Here is a 13,023-nt window from a genome sequence, read left to right on the forward strand (position 1 = left end):
AGGCACTGCGTGACGACATCCGATGTCCGGAGCGCGCTGCTGGCCGCCGATCCCCGCCTGTCCAAGTTCTCGCCGTTGCCGCGCATCCTGGCCTTCGACGAGTTCGACAGCGGGACGCACGGCTGGTGCGAGCTGCTCGGCAACTACAACGGCCGCGGCGACCTGAGCACGGTCGACGACCACATGCGGGACTTCCGGCCGCCGCAGTTGTCGGCCTGCAACTTCTTCGACATCGGCACCCACGGCGCCCTCAGCGGGACCTACGCGCTCAAGCTCGCCACCCGGCCGCACAAGGGCCACACCGCGGTCGCGATCCGCCGGCTCACCATGAGCGGCCGCGGACTCGTGCAACTCGAGACGTACTTCGCCTTCAAGTCCGAGGCGACCCTCGGCGGAGGCTCGGAGCTGGACACTTTCGGCGACGTGCAGTGGGACGGAAACACCCACCCGTCCGAGGCACAGTTCGGTGCGTTCACCGTCGCGACGGATCTGTGCGGCGACGGCGGGCTGCGCTACCACACGGTCGCGCGGTACCAGAACACCGATATGGACAACCACTTCACCCGGCGCTGGATGGCTCCGACCGTCCCGGAGCCGACGCCGCGCGAGCACTTCGAGGGCAAGGTGAAGCTGGAGTACGCCGCCGACTTCACCGCGCCCAACCCGGAGGACTGGCAGCAGTTCGGCGAACCGCAGGAGCTCTGCTACAACGAGGTTCCGACCAAGGTGAACTGGCACTACCTGCGCTGGCTGATCGACACCGACAAGCGCCGGAACGTCGAGCTCCAGGTCAACGACCGGGTGATGGACATGAGCGACGTACCGGTCCCGCCGTACGAGGAACGCTACGAGACGCTGGAGAATCTGCTGAACTTCTACTTCTCGGTCCGCACCCACAGCAGCGTCAGGAACTTCCTGTTCCTCGACTCCGTCCTCATCTCGGTTGATTGGTAGGCCCATGCGACAGTCCATGACGGCGGTGCTGGAACGCGACACCACGTTCGACACCCGCTTCGCCACCGAGCCGTACGAGGTCGCCTGGGCCGGTGAGGCGCGCTGGTTCGTCCACCACGTCGGCGGCGACGGCACGGCGACGTACCTCACGCAGGTCTCGCCCGACGGCATCACCTGGTGCGATCTCGACGCCACCGAGCACCGGGTCGGGCCGGGGCAGCTGATCAGCTGGCCGGTCAGCGGGTTCGGCCACTGGCTACGGCTGCGCGCCAAGGTCGACGGCTCGGTCCAGGTGCGGATCCACCTGGCTGTGAAGGCTTAAGCTGCCCGAGGGGGTGAAGATGACGGAGGCACGGCGCCCGACGTTGCGGGACATCGCGGCAGCTCTCGGGCTGTCGGTGAACACCGTCTCGCGTGCGCTCGGCGACAAGGACAGCGTCAGTCCGAAGACACGCGCGGCCGTGCAGGCCGAGGCGGCCCGGATCGGCTACGTGCCGAACACGCTGGCGCGGTCGCTCGTGCTCGGCTCGGCGATGACGCTGGGCCTCGTCATCACCAACCCGTCCAACCCCTTCTACGCCCAGTTGATCAGCAGCATCGAGCTCCGGGTTCGCGCCCAGGGGTACTCGTTGCTGCTGCTGGTCACCGACGAGAGCGCGGAGAATGAGCAGCGTGCCACCGAGGCGTTGCTGCGGTCCGCTGTCGACGGCGCCGTGGTCGTGCCGGTCCAGGCTGAGTGGGACCACTGGCGCCGCGTCCGCGACGCCGGCATCCCGTTGGTGTTCGTCAACCGTGATGTGCCCGAGCTCGATTGCGACATGGTCGGGGTCGACAACGAACGCGGCACCTACGAAGCAACCAGCCACCTGATCGCCGGCGGCGCGCGCCGCTTGCTGGTGCTGGAGGAGGACCTGCCGATCACGACGACCGCCGATCGTGTCGCCGGCTTCCGCCGAGCGATGTCGGACGCCGGTCTGAAGGTCAAGGACGACACGATCCGCGCCGTGCCGACCAAGCGGTACGACTCTCTGGCCTTGCCGTGGCAGCCGGAGGAGGCGTACCGGTTCGCGCAGACACTGCTGAGCGACCGTCATCCGGATGCGATCGTGACCGGGAACGACTACTTCGCCCTGGGGTTGCTGCGCGTGCTCGCCGAGCGCGGCCTGGCCGTCCCCGACGACGTCGCGATCACGGGGTACGGCGACCACCCCTACGCGGCGTACCTGCAGACGCCCCTCACCACGGTCCGCCTCCCCGCCGCGGAAGTCGGTACGACGGCTGTCGACCTGCTGCTCCAGCGTCTGCGAAACCCTGGCACCGAACGCCCGAGGAAGACACTGATCCGTCCCGAGCTCGTCGTTCGCGCTTCTACTGCGAGTCCAGCCAGGCTCTGACCGACTCGTTGTGCTCGCCCAGCTGTGGCGGCGGCAGGTTGCTCTCGCGCGCCCCGGCGTACGGCTGATCGTCGAAACGCAGCGGCGGCCCGGGGAGCTGGATCCGGCCGAGCGTCGGGTGGTCGACGTCGACCAACAGTCCCTGTGACAGCGTCTGCTCCCACTCGTACACCTGCTGGAAGTCACGCACCTTACCAGCCGGAATCCCCTTCTCCGCAAGGCGTTCCAGCCAAACATCCGCCGACTCGTGCGCGAACGCCGCCTCGATCGCCGCGGTCAGTTCGTTGCGATGGGCAACCCGTTCCGCGTTGACCGCGAACCGCTCGTCGTCCGGATCCAGCCCGACGATCGGAGCGAAGGTCCGCCACTGCCCCTGGCTGCCGACCGCGACCTGGACGATGTCGTCCGCCGTCGAGTACATCCCGTACGGCGCGATCTGCGCGTGATGGTTGCCGACTCGCTCGGGCAACTCACCCGCGACCGTCCACTTCGTCCCGTGGAACGCGTGCACGCCGATCACCGACGCCAGCAGGCTCGTCCGCACCACACGTCCCTTGCCCGTGATCGATCGCTCATGCAGAGCCGCGAGCGCACCATAGGCGCCGTACATCCCGGCCAGCAGGTCCGCGATCGGTACGCCGACCTTCGTCGGCTCGACCGCACCGGTGACGCTCATCAGACCGCCCTCGCCCTGCGCGATCTGGTCGTACCCGGCCCGCCCGCCGTCCGGCCCGTCATGCCCGAACCCAGTGATCGACAGGATCACCAGCCCCGGGTTGAGCTCGTGCAGCCGCTCGACGGAGAACCCGAGCCGGTCCAGCACCCCCGGCCGGAAGTTCTCGATCAGTACGTCGGCCCGCCCGACCAACTTGGTCAGGAAGTCACGACCGTCGTCGGACTTGAGGTCCGCCGTCACCGACTCCTTGTTCCGGTTCGCGGACAGGAAGTACGTCGATTCGCCCTCGACGAACGGCGGTCCCCAGCCCCGGCTGTCGTCCCCGTCGCTCGGCGTCTCCACCTTGATCACGCGGGCGCCGAGATCTCCCAGCATCATCGCCGCATGCGGCCCGGCCAGCGCCCTGGTGAGATCGACGACAACGACATCGGAGAGAAGGTTCTGCACGACGACGAGACTAGTGCCCTGCGTCGGGGACTAGGCGGTGACCTTGCGGGCGAGCGAAGCCAGGCGGTGGGTGACGTCGCGGGGGCGTTCCTGCATGAGCATGTGACCGGCGCCCGGATACATCCACAGCCGGGCGGTGGGAAGCTCGGCGGCCATCCGGTTGGCGTGCCGGGGCGGCAGCAGGCGGTCACGGGTGCCGTGCATGATCTCGACCGGCAGTTGCTCGAGCACCTTCAGAGCGTGATCGCGCTCGTGCTTGAGGATCGCCTCGAAGAATCCGCCGTACGACGGAGCCGGCAGGCTCGCGAGATCCGCGAGGAACAGGTCCACCTCGGCCGGGTCGGTCTTCTTCCCGAACACCAGTTGCCGCAGGGCGGGCCGGCGTACTCGGACCGACACGTCCAGCGGCCGCGGTCCCCGGAGCGCACGTCGTTCGAGCCGAGTGCTGAGCAGGTTCATCGCGCGCGGCGCGAAGACGGCCGCTGTCGAGTCGAACCGCTTGGGGAGGCCGAAAGCGCCCTCCGCGATGTGACCGGACGACGTACTGACCAGCGCCGCCGCCGCGATCCGCGAGCCGAACAGCTCGGGCCGCTGATCCGCGAGCGCCATCAGCGTCATCCCGCCCATCGAGTGACCGGCGTACACGACCGGACCGTCGCCAACGACCGTGTCCAGCACGGTCTCGAGGTCGTCGGCCAACTGCTCGATCCGCATCGACCCGGCCGGAGCGGCGTCGGACCGGCCGTGACCACGGTGGTCGTAGGTGACCACACGGACGCCGTTCTGCCCCAGGATCCGCGGCAGGTCCTCAACCTGGTTGTGCCACGACCGCGTCGAGCAGGTCCAGCCGTGCACCAGCAGGACAGTCACCGGCGCATCCGGTGATCCGGTCGTCTCGACGTTCAGCCGTATGCCGTCGGTCGTGGTCACACCGGACCGTTCCGCCTGGATCGTCACGCACTCTCCCGTTCCCATTCGCCGGCGGCCAGGTGGGCGGCGCGCAGGCGCCCACCGCGGGCGCCGCGCCCGACCAGCCAGGCGATGCCGGCGATCTCGAGCAGACCGACCACGCCGAGCAGGGCGTAGCCGCCGTTCCACATCCATCGTGGCACGTCGGTCCGCTCCTCCCGCCGCAGCACCTGCTGCTCGTTGACGAACTCGACCGTCTGCCCGTTGGACACCTGCACGGCCGGCTTGTCGATCGCCAGGTCCTCCGGCGCGTACACCCACATCGCCACCAGGTCGCGCTGCCCCCGGTGCAACCGGATCATCGACTTCCACCTGCCGAACATCGGCAGCGCGTCCGCCGACCGATAGGTGCCATCGGCCACCTTCACCATCGGGTGCGTCACCAGCCCGCCGCCCTGCCAGGCCATCGCCTCGAACCACCGCGCACCGTCGGCCGCATCACCCGGCTCCAGCTTGACCGTGACGTACGCCGTCGGCTCGGCCCCCGTGGCCACCCGCTCCAACGACACCGTCCCGGTCACGCCCGGCTCGGCGGACCGCGGTACGCAGAAGAACACAGTCGCTGTGACTGCGACCAATCCGACCGCGCCCAGTTGATGGGTACGGCGTACCGCCTCCGACCGCGCGTTCCGGATGCCGATCGCACGCTGCTCTCCCGCGACCTCGGCGTACCGGGTCGCCAGCCAGGCGCCGACGAGCCCGGCTCCGATTCCGGTCACAACGCCGTACCCGAGGGCCGACGGGAGCATCGACGACGGCCATGCGATCGGCATCCAGATGTGGCTCCAGGTGTACTCCGCGACCACGCCGACGGTCCCGATCAGTGCACCGGCGACGGCACCGAGGCGGAAGCGATTCTTGTTGCCGAGGGCAAACGCCACCAGCTCGACCAGGACCGCCTCGACGATGAGCAGCGGGAAGTGACCGAGGATCTCGCCGAGCGGTTGGTCGACCGCCCAGGCGATGCCGCCGCGGATCACGAGGTACACGGCCAGCGCGGCGAACGCCGTACCCGGACCACGTCGCGCCCGCAGCACCGTCAACGCCAGCGCGGCACCGAAGACGATCAGGATCGGCTGCAGGATCAAGGGAAACTGCGGAACGCCGTAGTTGAACTCGGTGCTGAACAGGTCCCACGCGATCAACAGAGCGCCGACCGACACGATCTCCTGGAACAGGCGGCGCTTGTTGATGCCAAGCAACTGCTCGACCTCGGCGAGCGCCAGCAGCCGCGCGAAGATCGAGAAGACCACGCCGCCGATCATCAGCAGGTGGGTCGGACCCCAGAGCGTGACGTCCTCGCCGAAAAGGCGGTGCCACAGGTCGTCCAGCGGGAAGCCGACCAGCGCGAACGTCCCACACACGGTGACTAGCGCGGCGCTGCACGGGATCCGCCAGCCCTTGGTGAGCTTGATCGTGCGGGCCGGCAGCGGCTTGCGGGCCAGGGCGATCGGCAGGACGCCGGAGATGATCACGCCGAGGATGCCGAAGAAGATCGGGTAGTGCGCCGGCGTACCGAACGGGCCGGTGTCGCGGCCGCGGTCGATGTGCACCGCGATGTCCCACCAGACCCCGAAGGCGCAGGCAAGCAGCGAGACCGCGTGCAGGTACGGCGTCAGCGCGGCCCATCGGGGGACTCCGTCCAGTCTCCCGATGGTGTCCGCAAGCCGTCCTACCAGCGTGACGCGTCCGGTCCGTTCCCGCCACAGGAGGACGGCGAGTGCGACGTACATCAGTCCGACCAGGCCGGTGACGATCGCGATCTGGTCGAACGTCGCGGTTCCGGTGGCCAGCGGGATCGCCATTCGACGGACTCCTTCATCACTCATGCGCCATGGCTGATGTAACATCCTCTATGTAACGTCGGATCTGGAAGACTGTCAACCGTGGAAGCACACGACGAGGAGCTCACCGTCGATCAACTCGCCGCCAAGGTGGGGATGACGGTCCGCAACGTGCGCGCGTACGCCGGGCGCGGCCTGATCCCGCCGCCACGGCTGGTCGGGCGGACCGGGTACTACGGTCACGACCACGTCGCGCGGTTGAAGCTCGTCCAGGAGCTGCTGAGCAAGGGCTACACGCTGGCCGCGGTCGAGCGGATGATGGGCGAGCTGCCGGACGGCGCGATGGCGCTCGGCGTCTTCGAGACCCTGGTGAACCCGTGGACGCCGTCCGAGCCGGAGGTACTGGACGAGTTCCAGCTGGCCGAGCGGGCCGGCGTACCGCACGATCCGGCGGTGATCACGCAGCTGGTCGAGCTGGGGATCGCGGAACGGCAGGAGGACGGCCGGCTCCGGATCCCGAACCCGGACCTGCTCCGGACCGGGCTCGAGGTGATCAAGCTCGGCGTCCCGATGCAGGCGATCTTCGAGATGCTGCCCAAGCTGTTCGCGCAGGCCGACGCGGTGGCGAAGACGTACGTCGAGCTGTTCCGCAGCACGGTGTGGCGCGAGTTCAGCGACGCCGGGTTGCCCGCGGAGGGGTGGCCGGAGATCCAGCGCACCCTCGAGAACATCATTCCGCTGGCCGGGCAGGCGCTGGTCGCGGCGTTCCGGGAAGCGATGGCGCGCGAGATCGAGGTCGTCGCCTACGAAGAGCTCGGCGTCGACCCGAAGGCCCTCCCCTCAACCGGCTGACCCAGGCCACCTCGCCAGGAAGCCGTTAGTTCAGGGTGAAGCCGCCGGTCCAGTCGACCTTCTCGCCGACCGCGAGGGTGAGCTGGACGAAGCCGATCGCCTCGAGCTCGCGGGCCCGGGACAGCGCGCCGGCGTCGACCGCGCGCAGACCGCCACCGGTGATCACGCCGGCCAGTTCGGCCTTCGCGTCGGCGTCGTCACCGGCGATCAGGACCGTGGTCGCGCCGTCGCCGACCTTGCCGGACGACAGGGTGGCGGCGAAGTTCGTGTTGAAGGCCTTCAGCACCTTCGAGTCGGGCAGCGCGGCCGCGATCCCGGCCGCCGCGGAGGAGTCCGCCGGTACGACGAGGGAGTCGAACGTCTCGAAGTTCAGCGGGTTGGTGATGTCGACGACCGTCTTGCCGGCCAGCTGGTCGCCACGCTCGGCGAGCACCTGCTGGACCTCCGGGTACGGAACCGCGAGGACGACGATGTCGCCCGCGACCTTGTCCTGGTCGTTGCGGCCGAGCAGCTGGACCGCGTGCCCGCCCTTGCCCGCCAGTCCGGCGATCGCCTGACCCATGGTGCCGGTGCCGATGATGCTGACGTGTGCCATGACCTTCTCCTCGGTGAGTGTTCAATAGTTGTTGCTACAACTATAGACCTTGACAGTTGTTTCTACAACCATTGGCTGGGAGAATGTTTCCGTGACGACGAAATGGCTCGATCAGCCGGAGCTCGCGGCCTGGATCCGGCTGGCCTCGGTGCTCGAGCTGCTGCCGGGCGCCCTCGACTCCCAGCTCCGGCGCGACAACGGACTCACCCACTTCGAGTACTTCGTGCTCGCGATGCTGTCCGAGGCACCGGACCGGACGCTGCGGATGACCGCGCTTGCCCAGCACACCAGTGCCACCCTCCCCCGCCTGTCCCACGTCGTACGACGGCTCGAGGACCGCGGACTGATCGAGCGCTTCCCCTGCCCGACCGACGCCCGCGCTACGAACGCCCGCCTGACCGACGCCGGCTGGGACAAGATCCGTGAGGCCGCTCCGGGCCACGTTGCCACCGTCCGCGAGCACGTGATCGACGCGCTCACCCCCGAGCAGGTCAATCAGCTGACCGCGATCACCGACGCGATCCTTACCCGGCTGGACCCTGAGGGCCGGATGTCGGACGTCTACCGCCGCCACGACACGCCCTAGGACCCCGGCATCCTCCCTTAGACGCTCTGAGGGTCTGCCTAAGGGCTGTCTGGGTGGCGATCTCGGTAGTTCTCCGCATGTGCGCGAACGTCTGGGTTGGGACTGTGTATCTACCAGACGTCCTCAGTCCTCAGGAGTGCATGATGCGCCAGATCCAGATCCGCCGGAAGCCGAGCCGGCGGACGACCACCACCCGCCGTACCACCACGACGTTGCTGGACCTCCGTACGCCGTCCGGCCGCCCGCTACCGTTCTGATTCACCCGTCCCGCCCGGAAATGTCCACGATCATGAAGCTCAGACTGCATGTCCACCACGCCTTCACCGGCGGTTGGGTCGCCGACATCGACGACGACCTCGACCGTCAGCCCGACGACCCGTTCTGGTGCGTCGACCAGTGGCCGACCCTGCAAGAGGCGCTGGCCGCCGGCTGCGCCCGCCTCACCGAGCTCGCCGCCCACCCCAACCCGACCCGCGTCAGCGCCACCCTCGCCCTCGCCGCCTGATCATCAGGAAGGTGGGAAGGCCAGTCCCAGGAAGAGCCTTCCCTTACGGAGCGTGGCGGGCCGCGTGACAGTGGTGGCGAACGAGGGAGAGAGGACACCTTCAGTGGTCACCACACTTGACACCTACCGGCTGCTCGGGCGCTCCGGGCTGCGGGTTTCGCCGCTGGCGCTGGGCACGATGACGTTCGGGCCGGATTGGGGCTGGGGCGCGGACAAGGACGAGGCGCAGCGGATCCTGGGCACGTACGTCGACCGCGGCGCCAACTTCGTCGACACCGCGAACATGTACACGAACGGGACGTCCGAACAGCTGCTCGGCCAGCTCACGCAGGACCGGCGGGACCAACTGGTCGTCGCCACCAAATACACCATGTCCACCCGGCCCGGCGATCCGAACTCGGGCGGCAACCAGCGCAAGAGCATGATGCGTTCGGTCGAGCGCAGTCTGCGTAACCTGCAGACCGACTACATCGATCTGCTGTACCTGCACTCCTGGGACTTCACCACCCCGGTCGAGGAGATCCTCCGCGCGATGGACGACCTGGTCAGCCAGGGCAAGGTCCTGTACGCCGGCATCTCGGACGCGCCGGCGTGGCAGGTGTCGCGGATGCAGGCGATCGCCGATCTGCGCGGTTGGGCTCCGCTGGTCGCGTTGCAGATCGAGTACAGCCTGGTCGAGCGGACCGTCGAACGGGATCTGATCCCGATGGCGAGGGAGATGGGGCTCGGCGTACTGCCGTGGTCTCCGCTGGCGAGCGGCGTACTCACCGGCAAGTACACGACCGCCGATCTGGATCATGGCGGCGGTCTTGCGGGCGTTGCCGGGACGCGGAAGAACGTTGCTGCAGCCAACAATTCGCTCACCGAGCAGGGGTTGCGGATCGCGGACGTGGTCAAGGCGGTTGCCGAGCGCAACGGGTATCTGCCGGCACAGGTCGCGATCGCTTGGGCGCTGCGGAACCCTGGGGTCACGTCGCCGATCATCGGCGCGCGTACGGCGGCGCAGCTGGAGCAGAATCTGGGCGCGCTGGAGGTCGAGTTCAGTGATCAGGATGTGGCGGAACTGGAGGCTGCGAGCGCGATCGAGCTGGGCTTCCCGCACGCCTTCCTGAATCTGCCGATGACGCGCTCGGTCACCCTGGGCGGCCTTCAGCTCGAGCCGGCTCCGATCCCTCGCTGACCTCTGCTGGTCCCGCCGACTCTGTGGGCTTGGCCGGAAGGTCGCCGAGATCCGGGTCCCAGTCGTCGTACTCGTCGTCCGGGGTCTCGGCCTCGTGGCGGCGGGCGATCCGGATGAAGGCGGCGATCAGCAGCACCGGACCGAGCACCATCGCGGTCTCTGGGATCCCGCCCATGTGGAGTGCGATCATGACCCCGTCACCAATGCGATCCCGCCCGCGGTGAAGGCGACCATTGCCGCCAGCATCGGGTACTGGGCGCGCCTCAGCTGCCGTCGGCGGAAGAGCTCGGCAGCGCGATCGTGCGCGGACACCACCCCGAGTACGTGTCCGAGCACGATCGCACCGGTCTGGACCCCCGCGATGAACCCGGTGCTGAGGAACGCGTAGTCGATCCGCATCCCGCTGGTCCCGAGCAGGTCCCATCCCCGCCCGAACGGATCCGTCGCGAGCAGCAGCCCCTCTTGGCCCTGGAACATCGCGAACGAGAAGTAGTGCGCAACGGCGTACCCGATCGCGATCGGCACCAGCGAATGCACGAACGCTCCCGGCAGTCCGGCTCGCCCGACCACACCCGGCCGGATCCGGGCCGCACCGGTCGTCCGCGACGCCAGCAGGAACAACCCGGTGACGATCGCCACCGCGGCCATCAGGCCAAGCATGTGTACGACGATGTGCTGGGTACGACTGAGGTCGCCGGTCAACCGCGTCCACGCCGACCAGCGGGAGATCCCGTCGAAGGCGGTTGACCCGAGCAACAGACACAACAGGCCGACGATCCCCGGGTGCTGAGGCACCGTGGCCAGACCGGCCAGCGGGTTCCGCAGTTCCAGGCGACGGTCGGTGCCACGGCCGATCGGACTCAGTCGCGCCAGGACTTCGGCGTACACCTCGAAGCTGTCACCGATGCCGAACCAGGCCGGTCCATAGACGATGCCTGCGGCAACATTCACTCCCGCGTACATGGTTGCGAAGATCGCGACGACGATCGACTCGGAGCCGTCCGGATACGCAAGCTCGAGCCAGAGGAACCCAGCGAGCCCCGCGACCGCCGGCCAGTAGGCGATCCCTTCGGGCAACTTCCGGTACGACGTCCTGGGCGCGAAGCCCGCGATCGTGCGGAGCGGATTGGCCAGGCGCCAGATCGGGCCGAACACCAGTGAGAGCGGGATGATGCCGACCCAGATCCACACGTACAGCCAGGTCGGCGCCGGGTTCAGATCCGGTTCGCTGCTGCCGAACCAGGCGGAGCCGAGCAGCAGCGCGAGCGCCGCCAACCCGGCGAGCTTGAGCAGCCAGCGCGTCGGCCTCGCATCGACCAGCCGGGTGAGGCGGTCGAGTGACTTACCGGCAGTAACTTCGAAGCGCGGCCGCGACCAGAACGCGGCAAGGGCGAAGAACGAGACCGCAACCGCGGCTCCGGCGGAGTAGATCGCCAGCCACAGCGGCACCGGCAGGTCCCCTCGCCCGCCGATCCCGTGCAGCGGCAGCAAGAGCACCAGCACGGGATCGCCCTCCGATCAGCCCAGTTATCTGACTGATCGAATGTAACACGGTTGATGTCACATAGCGAGAGTCTGATACTCGGCGGGGTCGAAGCGGCGGGTCAACTGGCGGAACCGGAAGGTGAACGACGGCCAGAGCGTGGTGTTGCGCCCCTCGGAGTCGAGGTACCAACTGGTGCAGCCGCCTCGGGTCCAGACCGTGTTGCGCATCGAGGACCGGACGCCGTCGACGAACGCGCGCTGCACCTCCGGCCGCACCTCGACCCGCTGCAGCCCCTCGCTGTCCATCGTCTTCAGCGCGTCCAGGATGTAGGCGATCTGCGACTCGATCATGAACACCATCGAGCTGTGGCCGAGGCCCGTGTTCGGTCCGATCAGCAGGAAGAAGTTCGGGAAGCCGGAGACCGCCGTACCGAGATGTGCCTCCATGCCGCCCGACCACGCGTCACGCAGCGACAGGCCGTTGCGGCCGTGCACCATGTCCATCACCGGCAGGTCGGTCACCCGGAAGCCGGTGCCGTAGATGATCGTGTCGACCTCGTGCTTCACACCGTCCGCTGTGAGGATCCCGGTCGGGGTGACCTCGGTGACCCCGTCGGTGACGACCTCGACATTCGGCTTCGTGATCGCCGGGTAGTAGTCGTCGGAGATCAGCACCCGCTTGCAGCCGAGGGTGAAGTCGGGCGTCAGCTTCGCCCGCAGCAGCGGGTCGCGGACCTGGTGTTCGAGGTGCTTCTCGGCCACCTTCTGCGCCTGTTTCATGATCGACGGCAGCTTGGCGAACCCGAGCACCATCGACTCGCGACCCCAGTAGATCCCGGCCCGGATCGCCTTCTGCACGAGCGGGAACCGGCGGAACACCGCCTTCTCGACCTCGGTGATCCTGCGGTCCGGCCGCGGCAGCACCCACGGCGGCGTCCGCTGGAACAGGTGCAGCTCCTCGACCTCCGGCTGGATCGCCGGCACGAACTGGATCGCCGACGCGCCCGTCCCGATCACCGCGACCTTGCGGCCGCTGAGGTCGAGGTCGTGGTCCCACTGCGCCGAATGGAAGACCTCTCCCTCGAACGACTCGATGCCCGGCAGCTTCGGCACCGACGGCTCGGCCAGCGGCCCCATCCCGGACAACAGCAACTGGGCGGTGAACTCACCCTGACTGGTCCGGATCCGCCACTGCCCGTCCTCCCAGGATGCCGCCTCGACTGCGTGGCCGAAGCGGATGTGCCGGCGAACACCGAACCGGTCGGTGACCTTGCGCAGGTAGTCCTCGATCTCGGGTTGCGGGGAGAACGTCGACGACCAGTCCGGGTTCGGCGCGAACGAGAACGAGTACAGATGCGAGGGCACGTCACAGCGACAGCCCGGATAAGTGTTGTCCCGCCAGGTGCCTCCGACGTCGTCCGCACGCTCCAGGACGACGAAGTCGTCGTAGCCGGCCTGCTTGAGCCGGACGGCCATCCCGATGCCGGCGAATCCGGTCCCGATCACCACGATCCGGTGATGCCTGGTCTCCCGCGCGACCTCGTCCGCCATCGAGCCCTCCAGCCTCAGGACAACAACTTACTCCCAGTAAGTTAC

The 13,023-nt window shown here is 68.2% G+C and carries 14 protein-coding genes; 7 read left to right on the forward strand and 7 right to left on the reverse strand.

Translation table 11 applies throughout. The features are described from left to right. Positions 1 to 9: 9 nt before the first annotated feature. From E0H73_RS37130 to E0H73_RS37140, 3 genes are read left to right on the forward strand one after another with little or no spacing between them, the layout of a single operon-like run. Positions 10 to 954: a DUF6772 family protein gene (locus E0H73_RS37130; RefSeq protein ID WP_131364501.1), complete on the forward strand. Its 945-nt coding sequence runs from the start codon at positions 10 to 12 to the stop codon at positions 952 to 954. A 4-nt stretch (positions 955 to 958) separates the two neighbouring features. Continuing rightward, the gene (locus tag E0H73_RS37135; protein ID WP_131364503.1) at positions 959 to 1,276 is read left to right on the forward strand and encodes a hypothetical protein; all 318 of its coding nucleotides are present in this window, start codon (positions 959 to 961) and stop codon (positions 1,274 to 1,276) included. A 19-nt stretch (positions 1,277 to 1,295) separates the two neighbouring features. Then, complete coding sequence (locus E0H73_RS37140) at positions 1,296 to 2,348, forward strand: LacI family DNA-binding transcriptional regulator (RefSeq protein WP_131364505.1); 1,053 nt, start codon at positions 1,296 to 1,298, stop codon at positions 2,346 to 2,348. Here E0H73_RS37140 and E0H73_RS37145 read toward each other — a convergent pair. The 3 genes from E0H73_RS37145 to E0H73_RS37155 are packed head-to-tail and all read right to left on the reverse strand — an operon-like array spanning position 2,323 to position 6,245. Then, positions 2,323 to 3,471 (reverse strand): CaiB/BaiF CoA transferase family protein, encoded by a 1,149-nt coding sequence (locus E0H73_RS37145; RefSeq protein WP_131364507.1) that lies wholly within the window; start codon positions 3,469 to 3,471, stop codon positions 2,323 to 2,325. The genes E0H73_RS37140 and E0H73_RS37145 overlap by 26 nt on opposite strands. 30 nt (positions 3,472 to 3,501) lie before the next feature. Continuing rightward, positions 3,502 to 4,428: an alpha/beta fold hydrolase gene (locus E0H73_RS37150; RefSeq protein WP_238164516.1), complete on the reverse strand. Its 927-nt coding sequence runs from the start codon at positions 4,426 to 4,428 to the stop codon at positions 3,502 to 3,504. After that, complete coding sequence (locus E0H73_RS37155) at positions 4,425 to 6,245, reverse strand: hypothetical protein (RefSeq protein WP_131364510.1); 1,821 nt, start codon at positions 6,243 to 6,245, stop codon at positions 4,425 to 4,427. Before E0H73_RS37155 ends, E0H73_RS37150 begins: the two co-directional genes overlap by 4 nt. A gap of 81 nt (positions 6,246 to 6,326) precedes the next feature. Between E0H73_RS37155 and E0H73_RS37160 the strand changes: the two genes are divergently transcribed. After that, positions 6,327 to 7,076 (forward strand): MerR family transcriptional regulator, encoded by a 750-nt coding sequence (locus E0H73_RS37160; protein ID WP_238164517.1) that lies wholly within the window; start codon positions 6,327 to 6,329, stop codon positions 7,074 to 7,076. Positions 7,077 to 7,101: 25 nt separating this feature from the next. Here the strand turns inward: E0H73_RS37160 and E0H73_RS37165 are convergent, their stop codons facing one another. Further along, on the reverse strand, positions 7,102 to 7,671 hold the full coding sequence (locus tag E0H73_RS37165; protein ID WP_131364512.1) for an NADPH-dependent F420 reductase: 570 nt from the start codon (positions 7,669 to 7,671) through the stop codon (positions 7,102 to 7,104). A 91-nt stretch (positions 7,672 to 7,762) separates the two neighbouring features. Here E0H73_RS37165 and E0H73_RS37170 point away from each other — a divergent pair, with 91 nt between their 5' ends. From E0H73_RS37170 to E0H73_RS37180, 3 genes are all read left to right on the forward strand, one after another. Beyond that, a complete protein-coding gene (locus E0H73_RS37170) occupies positions 7,763 to 8,257 on the forward strand; it encodes a MarR family winged helix-turn-helix transcriptional regulator (RefSeq protein WP_131364515.1) in 495 nt (164 codons plus the stop codon). Positions 8,258 to 8,546: 289 nt separating this feature from the next. Then, the gene (locus E0H73_RS37175; RefSeq protein WP_131364517.1) at positions 8,547 to 8,762 is read left to right on the forward strand and encodes a hypothetical protein; all 216 of its coding nucleotides are present in this window, start codon (positions 8,547 to 8,549) and stop codon (positions 8,760 to 8,762) included. A 103-nt stretch (positions 8,763 to 8,865) separates the two neighbouring features. Then, a complete protein-coding gene (locus E0H73_RS37180) occupies positions 8,866 to 9,942 on the forward strand; it encodes an aldo/keto reductase (protein ID WP_131364519.1) in 1,077 nt (358 codons plus the stop codon). On the opposite strand, the gene E0H73_RS37185 is transcribed toward E0H73_RS37180, so the two are convergent. The 3 genes from E0H73_RS37185 to E0H73_RS37195 are packed head-to-tail and all read right to left on the reverse strand — an operon-like array spanning position 9,896 to position 12,978. Next, positions 9,896 to 10,132, reverse strand: a complete 237-nt coding sequence (locus E0H73_RS37185) for a hypothetical protein (RefSeq protein ID WP_131364521.1) — start codon at positions 10,130 to 10,132, stop codon at positions 9,896 to 9,898. The two genes, E0H73_RS37180 and E0H73_RS37185, sit on opposite strands and share 47 nt — an antisense overlap. Continuing rightward, complete coding sequence (locus E0H73_RS37190; RefSeq protein WP_238164518.1) at positions 10,129 to 11,445, reverse strand: hypothetical protein; 1,317 nt, start codon at positions 11,443 to 11,445, stop codon at positions 10,129 to 10,131. The genes E0H73_RS37185 and E0H73_RS37190 overlap by 4 nt, the downstream gene beginning before the upstream one ends. A 57-nt stretch (positions 11,446 to 11,502) precedes the next feature. After that, positions 11,503 to 12,978 carry a flavin-containing monooxygenase gene (locus tag E0H73_RS37195; protein ID WP_131364523.1) on the reverse strand — a complete coding sequence of 492 codons (1,476 nt, stop codon included), beginning with the start codon at positions 12,976 to 12,978 and terminating at the stop codon, positions 11,503 to 11,505. Positions 12,979 to 13,023 lie beyond the last annotated feature (45 nt).

The organism is Kribbella pittospori (assembly GCF_004331465.1).
Lineage (GTDB): Bacteria > Actinomycetota > Actinomycetes > Propionibacteriales > Kribbellaceae > Kribbella > Kribbella pittospori.